Origin of the sequence: Martinezella lusitana (genome assembly GCF_010668395.1) — a bacterium.
Lineage (GTDB): Bacteria > Pseudomonadota > Alphaproteobacteria > Rhizobiales > Rhizobiaceae > Rhizobium > Rhizobium lusitanum_A.
The window spans coordinates 84,722-102,987 of the sequence record NZ_WUEY01000008.1; the positions used below are offsets into that span (position 1 = coordinate 84,722).

At 60.7% G+C, this 18,266-nt stretch carries 18 protein-coding genes; 16 read left to right on the forward strand and 2 right to left on the reverse strand.

Features of this window, described 5'->3' with window-relative positions:
- The first annotated feature begins 90 nt into the window (after positions 1-90).
- The 7 genes from GR212_RS18875 (at position 91) to GR212_RS18905 (ending at position 7,393) form a co-directional block, all read left to right on the forward strand.
- Positions 91-903, forward strand: coding sequence for a PIG-L deacetylase family protein (locus GR212_RS18875; RefSeq protein ID WP_163988210.1), 813 nt, complete (start codon positions 91-93; stop codon positions 901-903).
- 407 nt (positions 904-1,310) lie between these two features.
- Positions 1,311-2,942 carry an ABC transporter substrate-binding protein gene (locus GR212_RS18880; RefSeq protein ID WP_163988212.1) on the forward strand — a complete coding sequence of 544 codons (1,632 nt, stop codon included), beginning with the start codon at positions 1,311-1,313 and terminating at the stop codon, positions 2,940-2,942.
- Positions 2,943-2,946: 4 nt separating this feature from the next.
- Positions 2,947-3,873, forward strand: a complete 927-nt coding sequence (locus GR212_RS18885) for an ABC transporter permease (RefSeq protein WP_163988213.1) — start codon at positions 2,947-2,949, stop codon at positions 3,871-3,873.
- Positions 3,870-4,739 carry an ABC transporter permease subunit gene (locus tag GR212_RS37110; RefSeq protein WP_163988216.1) on the forward strand — a complete coding sequence of 290 codons (870 nt, stop codon included), beginning with the start codon at positions 3,870-3,872 and terminating at the stop codon, positions 4,737-4,739. The genes GR212_RS18885 and GR212_RS37110 overlap by 4 nt, the downstream gene beginning before the upstream one ends.
- Complete coding sequence (locus GR212_RS18895) at positions 4,736-6,421, forward strand: dipeptide ABC transporter ATP-binding protein (RefSeq protein WP_163988217.1); 1,686 nt, start codon at positions 4,736-4,738, stop codon at positions 6,419-6,421. The genes GR212_RS37110 and GR212_RS18895 overlap by 4 nt, the downstream gene beginning before the upstream one ends.
- 176 nt (positions 6,422-6,597) lie before the next feature.
- The gene (locus GR212_RS18900) at positions 6,598-6,780 is read left to right on the forward strand and encodes a hypothetical protein (protein WP_163988220.1); all 183 of its coding nucleotides are present in this window, start codon (positions 6,598-6,600) and stop codon (positions 6,778-6,780) included.
- Entirely contained in the window at positions 6,770-7,393 is a 624-nt protein-coding gene (locus GR212_RS18905; protein WP_163988222.1) for a helix-turn-helix domain-containing protein, read from the forward strand. The genes GR212_RS18900 and GR212_RS18905 overlap by 11 nt, the downstream gene beginning before the upstream one ends.
- Before the next feature lie 89 nt (positions 7,394-7,482).
- Here GR212_RS18905 and GR212_RS37115 read toward each other — a convergent pair whose 3' ends face one another.
- Positions 7,483-7,683: a hypothetical protein gene (locus GR212_RS37115; protein ID WP_246725810.1), complete on the reverse strand. Its 201-nt coding sequence runs from the start codon at positions 7,681-7,683 to the stop codon at positions 7,483-7,485.
- Between GR212_RS37115 and GR212_RS37120 the strand changes: the two genes are divergently transcribed.
- The 4 genes from GR212_RS37120 (at position 7,682) to GR212_RS18925 (ending at position 10,569) form a co-directional block, all read left to right on the forward strand.
- The gene (locus GR212_RS37120) at positions 7,682-7,867 is read left to right on the forward strand and encodes a hypothetical protein (protein WP_246725811.1); all 186 of its coding nucleotides are present in this window, start codon (positions 7,682-7,684) and stop codon (positions 7,865-7,867) included. The genes GR212_RS37115 and GR212_RS37120 overlap by 2 nt on opposite strands.
- Positions 7,868-8,226: 359 nt before the next feature.
- A complete protein-coding gene (locus GR212_RS18915) occupies positions 8,227-8,376 on the forward strand; it encodes a hypothetical protein (RefSeq protein WP_163988226.1) in 150 nt (49 codons plus the stop codon).
- 46 nt (positions 8,377-8,422) lie between these two features.
- Positions 8,423-9,382: a pyridoxal-phosphate dependent enzyme gene (locus GR212_RS18920; RefSeq protein WP_163988228.1), complete on the forward strand. Its 960-nt coding sequence runs from the start codon at positions 8,423-8,425 to the stop codon at positions 9,380-9,382.
- Positions 9,379-10,569 (forward strand): cystathionine beta-lyase, encoded by a 1,191-nt coding sequence (locus GR212_RS18925; RefSeq protein WP_163988230.1) that lies wholly within the window; start codon positions 9,379-9,381, stop codon positions 10,567-10,569. Before GR212_RS18920 ends, GR212_RS18925 begins: the two co-directional genes overlap by 4 nt.
- Before the next feature lie 92 nt (positions 10,570-10,661).
- Here GR212_RS18925 and GR212_RS18930 read toward each other — a convergent pair whose 3' ends face one another.
- Entirely contained in the window at positions 10,662-11,987 is a 1,326-nt protein-coding gene (locus GR212_RS18930) for an NtaA/DmoA family FMN-dependent monooxygenase (RefSeq protein WP_163988232.1), read from the reverse strand.
- A gap of 338 nt (positions 11,988-12,325) precedes the next feature.
- On the opposite strand from GR212_RS18930, the gene GR212_RS18935 reads away from it, so the two are divergent.
- The 5 genes from GR212_RS18935 (at position 12,326) to GR212_RS18955 (ending at position 18,262) form a co-directional block, all read left to right on the forward strand.
- Positions 12,326-12,952 (forward strand): GNAT family N-acetyltransferase, encoded by a 627-nt coding sequence (locus GR212_RS18935; protein ID WP_163988234.1) that lies wholly within the window; start codon positions 12,326-12,328, stop codon positions 12,950-12,952.
- 222 nt (positions 12,953-13,174) lie between these two features.
- Positions 13,175-13,897 carry a gamma-glutamylcyclotransferase gene (locus GR212_RS18940; protein WP_163988236.1) on the forward strand — a complete coding sequence of 241 codons (723 nt, stop codon included), beginning with the start codon at positions 13,175-13,177 and terminating at the stop codon, positions 13,895-13,897.
- Between the two features lie 244 nt (positions 13,898-14,141).
- Positions 14,142-15,491, forward strand: coding sequence for an FAD/NAD(P)-binding protein (locus tag GR212_RS18945; protein ID WP_163988238.1), 1,350 nt, complete (start codon positions 14,142-14,144; stop codon positions 15,489-15,491).
- 264 nt (positions 15,492-15,755) lie between these two features.
- Entirely contained in the window at positions 15,756-17,012 is a 1,257-nt protein-coding gene (locus GR212_RS18950) for an SfnB family sulfur acquisition oxidoreductase (protein WP_348643486.1), read from the forward strand.
- Between the two features lie 11 nt (positions 17,013-17,023).
- Positions 17,024-18,262: an SfnB family sulfur acquisition oxidoreductase gene (locus GR212_RS18955; RefSeq protein WP_163988240.1), complete on the forward strand. Its 1,239-nt coding sequence runs from the start codon at positions 17,024-17,026 to the stop codon at positions 18,260-18,262.
- The last annotated feature ends 4 nt before the right edge of the window (positions 18,263-18,266 follow it).

Consider the following 18,266-nt stretch of genomic DNA (forward strand, 5'->3'; position numbering starts at 1 on the left):
GGACCCACGCAGCCGAGGTGAATTGGCATCTCCTGCATCCTCTTGTATCCATGGAACCGTGGGTAGGCAGGTCTTCAGGCGGATAGTAAAATGCTGGACAAAGTGACGAAAGATGATCGCGTGCTTATCCTTTCGCCCCATCTCGATGACGCCGTGCTCAGTGCCGGCGGCTTCATGGACCGGGCGGTGAAGAGCGGCATCTACGTTGTTGCGGCAACGATTTTTACAGCCGACATGGACGTCGAAGGAGAACCGTCGCCGCTGGTTCGTGAACTGCATGAATGGTGGGGGCTGGGCGACAATCCATACGAGGTGCGTCGCAAGGAGGATATTGCCTCGATCGCATATCTGGGCGCCGAATATATCCACGGCGGCATGTCGGATTCCATCTATCGCAGGGACAGCAATGGCATGCCCCTCTATGCCACCCGGGAGGCGGTATTCTCTCCTCCTTCCGATAGGGATCCCGCCTGGAATCCGCTGAAGGACCTGCTTTCGCAATGGCTCGACGCGGTGCGTCCAACCATTGTTCTCAGTCCGATGGCGGTGGGCCGTCACCTTGACCATGTCGTCACCACGGAGACGTTCCGGACATGCTGCGGGCGACGGGATGTCGATATCTATCTCTACGAAGATATTCCCTACTCGGCCGGGTTCTTCCCGCCAAACTACCCCGACAACGTGCCTGCGGCGATCAAGCGGACGAACTGGAAAATAAAAGGACATGTGGACCTGGACGTCGATTTTGACCGCAAGTTCGGGGCGATCATGAAATACGGATCCCAGATCGCCGAGATCTTTCCCGGCCGCGATGCCGAAAAGGAACTCAGAGAGTACATGCGCGCAGTTTCGGGACGTGGCTTCAAGGAGCGCTTCTGGCATGTCGATGCCGGATTGGATTGATCCCCGCCGCCATTGATTTCCTGCCTTCGTCCGATGACGGTCCGTAATCGCCCGCGTTCGTCGTCCGTCTCAAGGGCGCCGACGACTATCCATCGCACCGCGGATGGAGCGAAAGAGAGAGGGTTCCACGGAACCGGACAGGGTTTTGTCGTGGCGATCCCCGGCAATCGAACCGCCTTTTATCCCGCTGCATAGCGTCGAGCGCTGCCCGTCCGCATTCCCGGGCTTCTGCCTTTTGCCTCATCTCGATCATGGAACGGATTTCTGTCTTCCCGTGCATAAAAGTATCAGCATGCCTTTAGTCTAGTAAAATTATAGACAATATTTGTGACCGTTCGGCTTGTGCAATCGCCTCTCGCATTCCGGAGTATGCGACCAAGCGGCAGCGATAAAATCAGGGACGGGATATGAAAAGAAACTATTCGTTTAAGGATAATGGCAAGCGGGGCGTCATCGGTATCGCCCTCGCGTTTTCTCTTTTGACGTCATTCGCCGCGTCGGCAAGCGCCGCATCCGATCCGTCAAAGCCGATCGATGGCGGCATTCTCACCGTGGGATTGGCAACCGATACGGCGATCATCGACCCGTCGATCACGGGAAGTTCGATCACTGCCGTCATCACCCGCAATATCGTCGATTCCCTTGTCGGACAGGCCGAAGACAACAGTTTCACGCCATGGCTTGCCGAACGCTGGGAAGTCGGCAACGACAACAAGGTTTACACCTTTCACCTGCGTCAGGGAGTGACGTTCAGCGACGGCACGCCGCTCGATGCGGCCGCCGTCAAATATAATTTCGATCGCATTCTCGACCCGAAGACGACCTCCAGCTACGCAAAGTCGCTTCTTGGCCCTGTCGACAAGATCGAGGCCCCGGATAACCATACGCTTGTCATCCGCTATCGGCAGTCCTTCGCGCCATTGCTGCAGGGACTGAGCCTCCCCTATCTCGGCATCCAGTCGCCGGCCTACCTGCAAAAGGCACAGAGCACCACGAATACGGTAATCGGCTCCGGTCCCTACGTGCTCGACAATTTTACCAAGGGAAGCGGCAGCAAGCTCAAGCGCCGTGCCGATTACAATTGGGGTCCCGGTTATGCCAAGCATAAGGGGGCGGCCCATTTCGACCAGATCGTCTTCAAATATCTTCCCGAGGCTTCCGTGCGCCTGGGCGCGCTGTCGAGCGGGCAGGTGCAGGCAATCGACGCCGTGCCGCCGGCAAACTACCGTTCCGTTCAAGGCAACGGCAAGCTGCAGGTGGTGACGAAGGAAAATCCCGGCGTCAACAGCTCCTATTTCCTCAACACGTCGAAGGGCCCGTTTCAGGATCTGAAGGTCCGTCAGGCCTTTCAAAGTGCGGTCGATGTGGCCGCAGCGGTGAAGGCGGCTTATTTCGGCACGTTGAAGCCGGCAGACAACATCCTTGGCCCGTCGACGCTCTACTACGATCGCAATATCTCAAAAAAGTGGGGCTTCGATCTGGCCAGGGCGATTCGCCTGCTGGATGAAGCGGGCTGGTCGCAGAAGGATGCCGACGGGATCCGTAAGAAGGATGGCGCCCGGCTGACCCTGCACTATGTCTTCGACAGCACCTCGACCGCGGCATCGGACCTGACGCTTGCGCAGGCCGTGCAGTACCAGGTGAAGCAGGCGGGCTTCGACCTTCAGCTTGATCCGGTCGATGCCGGCGGATGGACTGCCCGCACCAACGCCAACGACTACGATCTCGTTTCCTTCTACTACGTTCGCGCCGAGCCCGACATCCTGCGTACCGTGTTTCATTCGGCCTATATCCCGCCCAACGGTCAGGATGTGTCCCGGATCAAAAGCCTGGACGAGAAGCTGAACACGGCGATCGGAGCATCGGACGCAGAACGCAAGCGCCTTTATCAGGAAGTGCAGGCGGAAATCATCGAGCAGGCCTATGCCGTGCCGCTCTTCGTCGCGGCCTATCAGCTCGGCGCATCCAAGAAGCTGGCTGGCATTTCCTGGGCGACCAACGCGAAACCGAACTTCTATGACGCATGGTTGGATCAGTAAAATCATGAGGACCGTTTTGCGGCGGGCCGGCGTCATCGTTGCCGTACTCTGGGGTGCGGCAACGATCGCGTTCGTCGCGATCAAGCTCATCCCCGGCGATCCGGTTTCGATATTGTCGGGCGGCGAGAACGTCGTCGGCGAGGCGGAGCGCGCCGCGCTGATCCGGGACTACGGGCTGGATCGGCCATTGATCGTGCAATATGCGCACTATCTCGGCAAGGCGCTCCGTGGCGACTTCGGAGACAGCTATCAGTACCGGCAACCCGTGCTGGAGGTCATCTACGAGGCGGCAGGGCCGACCCTGCAGCTGGCAGGCAGCGCCGTTGTTCTCGCCTTGCTGCTGGCGATCACTGTCGCCCTGGTGACGGCTGGCCGCCGCAGAAGCCTTGCAAGGCTGTCGTCGGGCTTCGAACTGATACTGCTGAGCACGCCGGTCTATTGGATCGGCATCGTTCTGCTGACGATTTTCAGCTTCAATCTGCAATGGTTTCCGGTAACCGGCGATGATGGTCTTTCGTCCCTTGTCCTGCCTGCGATTGCCCTTAGCCTGCCTTTGGCCGCCCTCTTGAGCCAGGTGCTTCGCGACGGACTGGAAGAGGCGCTGTCACAGCCATTTTCCCTGACCGTCAGGGCCAGGGGTGTCGGGGAAACGGTGTTGCGCGTCCGGCACGGGTTGCGGCACGCGGCGCTGGCGGCGTCGACGCTGACGGGCACCCTTCTCGCCAGTACGCTCGGCGGCTCGATCCTCACCGAAACGGTGTTCGGCCGGTCCGGAATCGGCCAGATCACGCTTCAGGCGATCAGGACACGCGACATGCCGCTGGTTTTGGGGCTCGTCATGCTGTCGGCCCTGGTTTTCGTGATCGTCAATCTGCTGGTCGATGCCCTCTACCTCATGATCGATCCACGTTTGCGAAGGACGGAACTGTGAGCGCAGCCGATTTTACAGAGGATCGCCCGCAAGCGCATCGTCAAGCAGGCAGCCATCCGTGGCTGTCTTTCGGCTTGCTCGCGCCGCTGGCATTCGTTGTCGTCCTGGGTGTGGCGATATGGGCGCCGCAATGGTTTTCCTCTTTCGATCCTGAGGCGGTCGATCCGAATGTGATATTGCAGGCGCCGGATGCCACGCACTGGTTCGGAACCGACGACCTGGGACGCGACCTCTTTTCCCGCGTCGTCTACGGCACGTCCCAGTCTCTGACCATCGGCATCGGCGCGACGCTGATTGCCAGCATCGGCGGCACCATTCTCGGCACGACGGCAGCCCTGGCGCCGCGGGTTATTGGCCGGTTGTTGCTGCGTGTCATCGATATCCTGCTGGCCTTTCCCGAAATGCTGCTGGCCTTGCTGGTCATCGCCGTTCTCGGCCGAGGGCCGGTCAACACGCTCCTGGCTGTGGGCCTTTCCAGCATAGCGGGCTATGCAAGGCTGATCCGCTCGCAGGTTCTTCAGGTCAGATTGTCCGGCTATGTCGAACATGCCGTTGCGCTTGGTGAATCTCCCTGGACCATCATATTCCGGCATATCGTGCCGAACGCGATGCGCCCGCTGCTGATCCTGGCGACCATCGGCGTCGGGAGCGCCGTCCTTTCGGCATCGGCCCTGAGCTTTCTAGGGCTCGGCGTTGTCCCTCCTGCCGCCGAATGGGGCGCTCTTCTCGCCAACGGCCGCAATTTTCTCGACATAGCGCCATGGGTGAGCCTGCTGCCGGCAAGCGTCGTCGCTGTTTCCGTGATTTCGATCACGCTGCTGGGCCGGCGCCTGCAAACTCTTCTGGCGACGGGCGACCTGCGATGAACATTCAAACGAGCCTGCAAACCTTCCGCGGCAAAGCTGCCGGACAAAAGCCGCTGCTTGAGGTGAAGGGCCTGCAGGTGAGTTTTTCGACCTCGCAGGGTCGGGTGAATGCCGTGCGCGATCTTTCCCTGCAAATCGCCCCCGGAGAGATCTTTGCCCTGGTCGGCGAGTCCGGATCGGGAAAATCCGTAACGGCACGCACGATCATCGGCCTCGCCGGCCCCCGAGCTTCGGTGAGGGCCGACGCAATCACCCTGGCGACCCATGACGGCCGGGTTCTCGATCTCCTGGACCTGTCGGAGAAAGCCTGGCGGCGCGTGCGCGGTCGCGAGATCGGCTTCGTCCTTCAGGATGCTCTTGTTTCGCTCGACCCATTGAGAACGATCGGCCGCGAAATCGCCGAGCCCATTCTTGCGCATGGCCTGGCGCCGCGCTCGCTCGTTTCATCGCAGGTGCTGGAGCTGTTGAGTCGTGTCGGCGTTCCCGAGCCGGACGTGCGGGCAGGGCAGTACGCGCATGAACTGTCGGGTGGACTGCGGCAGAGGGCCTTGATCGCCTCGGCACTCGCAGCGCAACCAAGGCTGCTGATTGCCGACGAACCGACCACGGCGCTGGATGTCAGCATCCAGAAAAGAATACTGGCCATATTCAGGGAACTGGCCGACGCAGGCCACGGCATACTTCTGATTACGCACGATCTGGCGGTCGCCGCGCAACTCGCCCACAGGGTTGGCGTCATGCAGAACGGGCAGCTGGTCGAGACCGGGCCGGCCCATGATGTCCTGTCGCATCCCGGGCACGACTATACCCGGCGCCTGCTGGCTGCCGTACCGACTGCGGCAAACCGTGGTCGGCACCTGAGCAATCCAGCGTCTCCCCTGCCGAACCGGCAGACTATCCGTTCGGACGACCGCTTGCTGGAAGTCCGCAACATATCGAAGAGTTTCAGGCGCGGGGACGGCAGTCTTCTCCGCGCCGTGAAAGACGCGTCCCTTCACGTCGATCGCGGCGAGACGCTCGGCGTGGTCGGGGAATCCGGATCGGGCAAGACGACGCTCGGCAAGATCGCGCTCGCTCTGCAGTCTCCGGATTCCGGCGCCGTTCTGTTCGAGGGGCGTCCCTGGAGTTCGCTCCCGGAGCGCAGCCGCCGTCCCCTGCGGGCCGGCATGCAGACCATCAGCCAGGATCCGCTCAGCTCCTTCGATCCGCGCTTTACGGTGGAGCGCATCATCGCCCAGCCCTTGCGGCTCTATACCGGACTTGATCGGGCAAGGCGTCGCGAGAAGATCGTCAATCTGCTCGAACTGGTCGGCCTGTCGCCCGATTTGCTTGGCCGCCGGCCGCAAGCGCTTTCCGGTGGCCAGCGGCAGCGCGTGTCCATCGCCCAGGCGCTTGCGGCTGCGCCGAAGCTGCTGATCTGCGATGAGCCCGTTTCAGCCCTGGATGTCACGACGCAGGCGCAGGTCCTGGATCTTCTGGTCGATCTGCAGGCGAGGCTTGGCCTGTCGATGATCTTTATTTCGCACGATCTTGGTGTCATCCAGCACGTCAGCCACCGGATCGTCGTCATGAAAGAAGGAGCGGTTGTTGAGGCCGGAGCGGTCGAGCAGGTCTTCGGGCAGCCGCAACATGCCTATACGCGCGAGCTCGTCGCCTCCGTGCCCAATTTTTCCAATCTCTAGCGGGAGCGCTTCAGGGCTTTTCCACGCTTGCGGCGCGAGGGCGCCGGGCAGCGCATTCGGCGGCGGCGCAGCAAACGGGAAAAACATTTCTCTTCACCAGCCAAGATTGGGCGCTGCTCTCTCCAAAATGTGACAGTGAAAAAATACACTCCGGATGCTGAATTGCAGGAGTTAGTATGTCCAGCCAGGCCGCCAATGTCATCGATTTCCAAGCCTATCGCGATGCGCGCGACAGGAGCGTTGCGACTTCGCCGAGTGAAGACCCCGTCTTGCCTGTACAGCCGTTTCTGATGTGGGTCCCCTATATCGGTTTCATCCCGGTCGTGCCTTTCGGCAAGCAGCAAAATTATGGCGCTTGAGGTAGACGACCCAAGCCATCTGCCCTCGAGAGCTGACTCGCTCGACGAAATATCGGCGTTGACCGGCCAAAACCTCCGACGCTTGCGCACGCGCCGCGGCTATTCGCTGGATCGGCTTGCCAAGATATCCGGCGTCAGCAGGGCCATGCTCGGGCAGGTCGAGACAGGCAAAAGCAGCCCGACGATTACCATTCTCTGGAAGATTGCCGCAGCTCTGGATGTGCCTTGCGGCTCGCTGATCGCCGAACCGCGCGACACGGCGCTGCAGGTTCTCACCCATGCGAAGGCCAAGGTTCTATCGGCCTCGGAAGGGCGGTTTCAGACGCGCGCGCTTTTCCCCTATGAAAGCGAGCGCAAGGTAGAATTCTACGAATTGCGTATCGCACCGCATCACGCCGAACTGGCCGAGGCACATCGGCCGGGCACGCTGGAAAACCTGGTCGTTTCCCGGGGGACCGTGGAAATCGTGGCCGGCAGGCATGCGCCCCAGATTCTGGGGGAAGGGGATGCCATATTGTTCGAGGCCGACGTTGCGCACAGCTATCGCAACATGACGGGCAACGAGGCTGTGCTCTATCTGGTCACGAGCTACATCGAGGAAGTTCGCGGCTGAGCGCGGCGCAGTAAAAAAGCCGCCCTTGCGGGCGGCTGAAGCTGACGGAGATCCGGTATCAAATCCGGCTCAGGGAAGCGGAGATGATATCAGGCTGCTTCCATCATGCAGCACATCATCATGTTGCCGCACATCATCATCATCGGCATGCCATTCGACATCATGGACATCATGCGCTTGCAGGCTTCCATGAACATGTCCTTGTCCATGCCGTCCATCGGCATCATTTCGCAGACCATGCCCTTGGCGGTCATCTTGCAGGTCATCTTGCCCATCATCATCTGCATCATGGGCATCATCATCGGGTTCATCATCGGCATCTGGCCCATCATGGGCATGCCGCCCATCATCGGATTCATCATGGGCATGCCACCCATCATGGGGTTCATCATTGGATTCATCATCGGCATCATGTTCATTGCAGGATTCATCGTCGTCATCTCCCGTGATCCGCTGCGTTGCGGCCTTCAATGAGTGTTGAGTTATGCCAACTAATTTCTGCTTTCAATGCAGAAATATATTTTAATATTCTTTCCTCCAATAGAATAGATGTGCATCCGCTGATCCTGAGATTATTTTCACGATAGCAGAAAATCCTCTGTTATTTCAGAGGGCCGGTTGATGACGAGCGATCGTCGATCGGGAGAAGGGCGCCGCTTGGCCGCTCGCTTTCAGAAAAGTTCATTTTCTTGGCAACGCGCGGATTCTCGAAAAATGATTCCTTTAGTGCACTAAATTTATAGACAATATGACAGGGCCATTCTGTTTCCGTCCGTAGCGCAGCCCGTCATTCATGTTTCCGGCTGCTTCGGGCGCCTGCGCCAGGAGTTCTCATGGATACGGTTCTCTATCTCGCCTCCCTCGCAACACGGCCCACCTCTTCGCTGAGCCGAAGGATCTGGCCGACCTTGCAGCATCTGCTGGCCGCCCTGATGGTCCTGGTTTCGCTTGCCCTTTTGCTGCACGCCGCCTGCGGTGCGTGACGTATTGCGGAGGCCTGCTTTGCTGCTTCATGAACGGGAGTTATGAGTGACAAGAATATACAACGGTTTTGCGGATCTCATCGGAAACACGCCGCTTCTCGAGCTCCACAACTATCGGCGCAACAGAAATCTCGAGGCCAGAATTCTTGCCAAGATCGAGTATTTCAACCCGGCCGGCAGCGTGAAGGATCGCATTGCCTGGGGGGTCATCAAGGAAGCCGAAGAGGCCGGAAAAATCCGCCCCGGCGATTTGCTGGTGGATGTGACGAGCGGCAATACCGGCATTGGCCTCGCTGCCGTCGCTGCCTCGCGCGGCTATCGGACGAAATTCTACCTCAGCGACAATATCAGCCAGGACAAGGTGAAGCTGCTTCGTCTCTTCGGTGCGGAGATCGTCACCGTGAAGAATGAGTTCTTTCTCGATCCGGAGGCGCTCGACAAGATCACGGCGCGCGTTCGGGAGGAAAATCCGACGGCCTTCTTTACCGATCAGCTCGCCAATCCGGCCAATCCGCACACCCATTTTGAAACGACGGGGCCGGAGATCTGGCGGGATACGGAGGGTGCCATCGATATCTTCGTTACCGGCGTCGGCACCGGCGGCACCGTGTCCGGGGCGGGCAGGTTCCTGCGGTCCCGAAAGGCCGATCTGAAGATCGTGATCGCCGAACCGGCGGTCGAATCCCTGCCGACCGAGGAAAACCCTTATCCGGACGAGATCGACGGCGTTCATAAGGTGACCGAGGTGCCGGCGGAGCAGTTGCCGCGCAACTTCGACACGACGATTGCCGACGAAGTGATCTCGCTCAATACCGCCGATGCGCGCGCCGCGGCGATAGCGTTGGCCCGGGAAGAGGGGATATTTGCCGGAACATCGTCAGGCGCCATACTGTGGGTCGCGACCCAACTTGCGGCTCGAGCGGAAAATGCCGGAAAGCTCATCGTTGCAATCCTGCCCGATACCGGCGAGCGATATCTCTCGGCATTGACGGAGCAGGCGCCATGAGCGGCGGGAGCGACCACCCAAAGCCGTTCGGGCCGAATACGCAGCTCGTACGTGCTGGCTATGATCCCTTCGACTATCACGGTTTCATCAATCCGCCGACCGTGCATGCATCGACCGTGCTCTTTCCGGACGCGCAGACGATGGAGCAGCACGGACAGAAATATACCTACGCTACTCGCGGCACGCCGACCGCCGATGCGCTTTGCAATGCAATCAACGAGCTGGAAGGGGCGGCCGGCACGATCCTCGTCCCTTCCGGCCTTGCGGCCGTCACCATCGCGTTCCTTGCCTATCTGTCGCGCGGAGACCACGCGCTGGTCGTCGATTCCGTCTATGGCAACGTCCGGCATTTCTGCGACACGATGCTTGCCCGCTTCGGCATCGAGGTCGACTATTACGATCCGGCGATCGGCCCGGATATAGAAGCCCTTTTTCGTGCCAACACCAAGCTGGTCCATACGGAGGCACCCGGCTCGAACACGTTCGAGATCCAGGATATTCCGGCCATTGCCGAGGTCGCGCATCGGCATGGTGCGGTGGTGACGATGGACAATACATGGGCAACGCCGCTCTTCTTCAAGCCGCTCGATTTCGGCGTCGACGTCTCCATCCAGGCATCGACGAAGTATCCGGCGGGCCATGCCGATATCCTGATGGGGACGATCTCGGCGAACGACAAGCACTGGCGGCAATTGAAGCGCGCGAACGGTGCTCTCGGCATGGCCGGATCGCCCGACGATGCCTATCAGGTTCTTCGCGGGCTGCGCACGATGGGCGTGCGGCTGGCACGACACCAGGCAAGCACCGTGGCGATCGCGAACTGGCTGGAAGGGCGTGCCGACGTCGCCCGCGTTCTTTATCCCGTTCTGGAGAGCTTTCCCGGTCATGGTATCTGGAAGCGCGATTTCAAGGGCGCGGGAGGCGTGCTTTCCTTCGTGCTTGCAACCGACCGGAAAGATGATTTCAAATCCAAGGCCCAGAGATTTCTCGACGAACTGTCGCTATTCGGCCTCGGCTATTCCTGGGGCGGCTATCAAAGCCTGGCGCTCCAGGTCGATCTCAGCGATCGACGCGTCCTGCAGCCGCCAGAAGAGGGGCCGCTCATCCGCCTTCAGATCGGCCTGGAAGATATCGACGACCTTGTGGCCGATCTCGAGCGCGCCTTTGCGGCCGCGGCGCTCGCATAAGCAGCAAACCCATAGGCGTGGATAGCGCGGGAGGAAGCGGCACCGGCAAATCGGCGGTGCCATTCCCTGTCAGCCCGGATCGGCACCGAGCGTCAGGCGCGTTTCGCCGTGCTGACGCCTCCGGTTCCGGCAAGATAGGGCGGAAGTTCCAGGTTTGAGCGGAAATCGTCTCCCAGATAGTCCGTGTCGATCAGTGCGCGGCGGCGCAGCTCCGGCAGCAGTCCGTTGACGAGCAGATCCTCCTGATCGGGGTTGCCGAAGCCGTGCAGGGAAAGGACATCCAGAACGCCCGCACGGAATCGCTCCTCGATCGCGTCGGCGAGTTGTTCCGGCGTGCCGGCGATGGACCAGTGTCCCGTTTCCTGCGCCTGGATGATGAGTTCCCGCAGGGTCAGTCCGTCGCGGGCGTACCGCCGGAAAATCTCCACCCGTCCGCGCCGGCGATTGATGCTGGTGACTTCCGGCAACAGCGTTTCCGGCAGGGGCTTGTCGAGCGGCAGGTCGGAAAGGTCGAGATTTCCGCCCAGCATGTCCGCCAGTTTGAGGCGACCCTGCTCGTAGTCGATACGCTCGTGCTTTTCCTTCAGGCGCCTTGCCACATCCGCTTCCGACTCTCCGATCACCGAATGGAAAGAGTTCATGATGAAGGGCAGGCCGTTTGTCCGTCCGAACCCCTTCGCCTGACGACGCAGTTCCCTCGCAAAGGCAATGGCGTCTTCGAGCTTCGGCTGCGACGTGTAGACGACCTCGGCGTATCGCGCGCCGACACTCACGCCCGCCTCGGATTGTCCGGCCTGAAATTGAACCGGGCGCCCCTGCGGCAAGGGCGGCACGTTGAGCGGGCCGTCGACGCCGAAATGCTTGCCACGATAGTTGATCGGGTGGAATTTCGAAGGATCGATGGCGATTGCGCCGGATGCCTTGCGCTCGGCCGCGTCCCTGTCATTGGCATCGTAGAGAGCATTGACGATTTCGATGAACTCGGCGGCGCGCTCGTAACGCTCTTCCGGGCTTGGCAGAGCCCCGCCGAAATTCTCCTCGCCGACCGAGGACGTCACCGCGTTCCAGCCGGCGCGTCCGCCGCTTGCATGGTCCAGCGTGCCAATCTGCCGTGCCAGGTTATAGGGATGATGGAAGGTGGTGGAGACGGTCGCGATCAATCCGATTTGCGAGGTCGCCTGGCTCAGCGCCGCAAGGGCTACGATCGGTTCCTGAATGCCGGCGGTTCCTGCAAGGCCCGCTGGGTCGATATGAAGGAGATCGGCGGTGAAGAGGCCGATGATCTTCTCGGCTTCGGCTTTTCGGGCGAGTTCGACCGCTCGTCTGATGCCCGTTTGCGGGCTTGCGTCGTTTCCTGCCGCAATGACGCTGGCCGCGCCGGTCAGGGTCTTCAGGCGCCGAATTGTCTTGAATGCCATGGCGGTTTCCTTGCGGTTTCGAAGATCTATGCGGGCGGCTATCCGTACCGGCGGCTGCGGTCCGCCGGATCGAAGCCGGTGCGCCGGATCAGGTCATGTGACAATTGTCCTCTCCCGACGGATCGGCTCATTTGTTAATCTATATTTTTAATGGACTATTGAATCGAGCAATGATGTTTCAATCATCGACTCCACAATAAAAGATCATGTCCTGCCTAAAGGCGCGGCGATCTGCATCCTGACGGTGCGAAGTGACGAGCGGGATTTCGGACGTCGGCGCCACCGGGACACTGGCGACACCGGACAGCTTTCAGACCGCAATTGGAGGCGCATTCTTCATGACTGATATCATCGTCCGGTCGTCGCTGCCGGATCCCGCGGCCCAACCTTTGATCGAAGGGCTCATCGACGAATACGACGGAAGATACGGTGCGGTAAGTCGCCCCGGCGGCGCGCGCACCGAAATCATGCGTTACCCGCTCGCACTGTTTGCCCCGCCGCTCGGCGATTTTCTGCTGTTGCTGCGAGACGGACAAACCATCGCAGGCGGTGCTTTCATGAGCCATGACGATGAGACGGCCGAGCTCAAACGCATATGGACGCATCCCGAACTGCGGCGCCAGGGGCTGGCACGCCGCATCGTGATCGCCCTTGAGGAAAGCGCCGCCGAGCTCGGCTATTCGCGCGCTTATCTTTCCACCGGCTTTCGCCAGCCCGAGGCCGTGGCGCTTTACATATCGCTCGGATATCGACCGCTGTTCGACACGACGGTCGACCCGGCTTTCTATCGTTCCCTGCCGTTCGAAAAGCATATTGGGGAAAAGGCCGGACGGGCCGGCTCGTCGCCAGTGTATCCTCCAGCCGCATCTTTCGAGGAAGCGACGGCCCGTGTCACCGAGCTGAAAGCCGAGCAGGAGGAGAAGATCAGGGCGCGTCTTGCGTCGTATGAAACATCCGCGGCCTGAGGGCTTGAGGCGTGCTCCAGCCGATTGGCCGGGGCATTGCGACCTGGGCTGAGGCTGCGTCGTGTCCGGTCGCCCTTCGGGGTTCCCGCGACCAACCTTGTCGAGGCAAGCCTGCCGTGCTCAGCGAATGGGATTCATCAAGGAACCGACATGATTGTTTGCAACCCGAAGGCATATGAAACCGTGTGCCGAAGCGATCGAAGGTCCGTGCGCCAAGGCGAGATGGATCTGACGAATGATCTGGTCGCTCTAAGCCTGCGCGACGAGGTTGATCCGGGTCCAGACCCATCGCGGACACCGATTGCCGACGACGAGCTGGAGGCGCTGGCGGAGCGGCTGCATCGCGAGGCCGAAGGAGAGGCGCTTTGGGTCTTCGCCTACGGTTCCCTGATATGGAAGCCGGATTTCGATGCCGTGGAGTCGCGCGTCGGCGCGATCAAGGGATGGCATCGCTCCTTCTGTCTTCGCATGACGCGCTGGAGAGGTTCTCTGGCGCAACCGGGGCTGATGCTTGCATTGAAGAGGGGCGGATACTGCAAGGCGATCGTCTTCAGATTGAACGACGATGATCGCCTGGGTCAGATCAGGCGAATGCTGCGCCGCGAGATAGGCACGCTCAACGATGCCGCCGCCATACGGTGGATCCGGGTGCAGACGGACGAGGGTCCGGTGCGGGCTTTGGTCTTTTGGGCCGATCCGAAGGGGGCGCACGTCACCTCCAAACTATCGTTGGACGTGGTGGCTGCCATCCTGGCAAGGGCGTGCGGCCATAGAGGGTCCTGTGCCGAATATCTCTATCTCACCGTGAAGCATCTCGAGGCCCGGGGCATCCGGGATCTCAATCTCTGGAAACTTCAGACGCTCGTCGCAAACGAGCTCAGGGCGATCCACAAACTGGACAGCACGGCGATGGCTGTCCCTCCCGCCATCAGGGAGTCCGCGTGACGGCAGATATGCCGGCAATTGCGATGTGGTCGTGACGGGCTGCTGACGCCCGCTCCCGTCTTTTTCACGCGGCAGGGCTCCGGTCTTTCCTGTGATCCTCTTTATCACCTGGGGAAAGCAGGGCCGCGGGTGTATAACAAGAACATTCGATATTGGATCGGGCATCGGCATGCCCTAGATCAGGCTTGAAGAGAGCATGCATCAGCCGTCTTCCCGTACCTCCCGGGAAGGAGAAGGACACGCAATGATCTACGATGCCGTTATTGTGGGCTCCGGTTTTTCTGCCATCGCTACGGTTTGCAATCTCGTGGAACTGCTTCCCCAATCGGCATCTGTCGCCGTTATCGGCGATGATCCCGGTTTCGGGCGCGGCACCGCCTATCGCACCGAGCTGTATCTGCATCGTCTGAATGTGCCGGCCGGCCGGATGAGCCTGTTTCCGGATCGCCCGAACGCCTTCGTCGACTGGTTGCGGGAACATAAGCGACCCTTGGATGCCGGGGACTTCGCCTCCAGACAGGATTATGGCCTCTATATCCGCGACAGCCTGGCCGCTCTCCTGCGAAACAAGAAACCGCGCTGCCGGGTCGATTTCATCAAGGCGAAGGCGACCGGCTGTGTCGAGCGCTACGGCGGAGCGCTCGGCTTCCAGCTGGACAATGGCAATGAGATCGCCGGACGAAGCATAGTGCTTTGCCTGGGCGTCGGAAACGCCACGTTGCCGGTCGACCTCTCGCAATTGTCCGCAGACGCGCGGGCGCATATCGTCGAAAACCCATGGCGGCTGTCCTGGCTCAGACGTGTCCAGACGGGCGACAGCGTTTGCATCCTCGGTTCGGGCCTGACGATGATCGATCAGGCCCTGGCCCTGTTCGCCCATGGTTTTACGGGACATGTGACCGTGTTGTCTCGCCGGGGACTTGTTCCGCTCGCTCATGTCAGTCACCCAAAGCCGCCGCTGGAGATCGACGTCGGAGCATTGCCCACGCAGCTGAGCGAACTCCTGCACGTCTTTCGCCACGAGAGCAGGCATGGCGACGACTGGCGCAGGCTCATGGACGGTCTGCGACCGCAGACGCAAGCGCTCTGGAGCAGGCTACCGGATGCCGAGCGGCGACGCTTTCTTCGCCATGCATTGCCCTGGTGGAACATCCATCGCCATCGCGTCGCGCCGGATGTGTTCCTCAGGTTCGACGGCATGATTCAAAGCGGCCAGATTTCGGTTCGCGCCGGATACCTGCTGGATGTGGAGGGTGCCCGCCCGCTGACACTGCGCTATCGGCCGCGGGGAAAGAAGCTTGTCACATCCATACAGGCGGACTGGATCGTCAATTGTACCGGTATGGAGCGGGCGGGCATAGCACACTCACCGCTGCTGCAGGAAATGCGCCGTCAAGGTTTGATCGAAGCCGATCCGCTTGGTCTTGGCATCGTCGTCGACAAACAGTCGCGCATCCCGCGCTCGGAAGGCACCGATACGGTCATTTATGCGGTGGGGGCGCTCACCGCGGGCCAGTTCTGGGAAATTACGGCGGTTCCGGATATCCGCATACAGGCGAGGAGCGTCGCTCAAGCCATAGCCGGGAAAGTCTGAGTTCCGGACCTGCTTTTTGCTGAGATCACGGTCGTCTGCCTGTTTGAAAGCCGCTGAAGCCTATCGAGCAGTTTCGGGAAAAAATATTCCACCCATGCGTAATCACGGGTATTTCCGTCTTTGCCTATAAAATACATGGACTTTATCTTCCCCTGGTTATGGCTGTCATGCTCATCGCCATGGTCTCCTCGTGCAATTTGCGGGCGGCTATGTCGTGCGCGGCCTGAGCATGCGCTGAATCTGCAATACCGTCGGGAGTGATCCGTGACCGATCAGATCGTATCACCGGTTTTACCGGAGCTTGAAGAGGGCAGCGCCAGGCGTCCCTTGCCGCCACGCGTTCCGTATCTCGTCCGGTCGGATGCCGAAGCGCTGGAGATTGCGGATGCTCTCGCGGCCCGTTTTGCGGCGGGCGCCTCACAGCGGGATCGCGAACGTCGCCTTCCCTGGGACGAGGTGGAGGCTTATACCGCAAGCGGGCTCGGCGGCATGACCGTTCCCAAGGAATTCGGCGGAGCCGACGTTTCCCATGTGACGCTTGCCAAGGTCTTCGAAATCCTGTGCGCCGCCGATCCGGCACTTGGACAGATCCCGCAGAACCAGTTCGGCGTGCTCGCCCTGCTGCGCGATGTCGGCTCCCGCGAGCAGAAGAGCCGCATCTACGGCGATATTCTGAGCGGCTATCGCATCGGCAATGCCGGGCCGGAGCGCGGGCAGAGGGCGGTCGATCACAGCACGACCCGTATTTCTCATTCGCCTTACGGGCCACGGTTGACGGGGCGGCGCTTCTATTCCACCGGTGCCATCTTCGCCCATTGGATTCCGACGCGCGCCGTCGACGACCAGGGACAGGCAGTGCAGGTCTGGGTTCGCTATGATGCCCCCGGCGTGCGCGTGATCGACGACTGGTCTTCCTTCGGTCAGCGGACCACGGCGAGCGGATCGGTCGAATTCGTCGATGTGCCTGTCGATAGGGATCTGATCTTTCCGGTCTGGTCCTACGTGAACAAGCCCGGTCTGGCTGGACCTGTCTCGCAGCTCATACAGGCCGCCATCGATTCCGGCATAGCCGTTGCGGCCATTGCCGATACCCTCGCATTTGTTCGCGATCATGCGCGGCCGTGGATGGATTCCGGTCTGCAATCGGCCTGCGAAGACCCGACCATCCTGCATGAAATCGGTGATCTGCACACCGAACTGCACGCGGCGCAGGCATTGCTCTACGAGGCGGGCGCGATCATCGACGAAGTTGCGCGGGCGCCCGTCACCGACGCCTCCAGTGCACGGGCCTCCGTCGCCGTTGCCGAGGCCAAGATCCTGACGACGGAGATTGCCCTGCAGGCGACTGAGAAGCTCTTCGATCTCGCCGGCTCCGCTGCCACGCGCGCGTCCCACAATCTCGATCGGCACTGGCGCAATGCCCGTGTCCATACGCTTCACGATCCGGTTCGGTGGAAGTATCACCTGCTCGGCAATTATCAGCTCAACGGTGTATTCCCGAACCGTCATCAATGGAATTGATCGAGAAGACCATGACGAACACCGATCCTCATCCCACAATCGAAGCCGCGCCGGCCCCGGCGGAGCGGCCAGATCTGATTGCGGATGACCGTCAGGCCATTCAGGTCGCGGCCGAACTGGCGGCAACGTTCGCCGAGGGGAGCGCCGAACGCGACAGAGATCGCCTGCTGCCGTGGCGGGAACTGGAAAGCTTCAGCCGCAGCGGCCTGTGGGGTATGACCGTTCCGCGCGCGTTCGGCGGCGCCGGCGTTTCCACCGAAACCTTGGCCAGCGTCATTGCCATTATCGGCGCTGCCGACGGATCGTTGTCGCAAATTCCACAAAATCATTTTTATGCGATCGAGGTCCTGCGCGTCGGCGCGTCGGTTGAGCAGCAACGCTTCTTCTATGATCGGGTTCTGGCCGGCGAGCGTTTCGGCAACGCGCTGGCCGAAATCGGCAAGCGTGATTTCAAGCGACGTACACGGCTCCACCGGAAAGCCGGCGAATGGCGTGTCGACGGAAAGAAATTCTATTGCACCGGCGCCATATATGCGCACTGGATTCCGACTCTCGTCGTCGCCGAGGAAGAGGGGAGAGATGTGACCTATCTCGCCTTCGTGCCGAGAAACGCGCCCGGGGTCACCGTCATTGACGATTGGGAGGGTTTCGGCCAACGGGTTACCGGCAGCGGCTCGGTCGAATTCGCGCAGGTGAAGGTGGAGCCGGAATGGATCGTGCCGTTCCAGGCCTCCTTCGAGCGACCGACGACGATCGGCCCGGTGGCGCAGATCATGCATGCGGCAATCGATCTCGGGATAGGGCAGGGCGCCTATCGGGAGACGTTGCGCTTCGTCCGCGAGCGGGCGCGGCCCTGGCTCGACTCCAGTGTCGAGCATGCGGCGGACGATCCCTTGACATTGCACCAGGTCGGCAATGTCTGGCTGCGTCTGCGCGCCGCCGAAGCACTGCTGAAGCGGGCAGCGAAAGAGACGGATGCCGCCCGCGCCGATATGACGGAAGACAGCGTGGCCCGGGCCTCGATCGCCGTCGCCGAAGCAAAGATCCTCGCGACCAAGGCCAGCTTGCTTGCCGCAAACAAGCTGTTCGAGCTTTCGGGCACGTCATCGACCTTTGCCGGCGACAATCTCGATCGCCACTGGCGCAACGCACGCACGCATACGCTTCATGACCCTGTACGGTGGAAATATCAGGCCGTCGGAGACTATTATCTCAACGGCAAGCGCCCGCCGCGTCATGGTGCGATCTGAATTG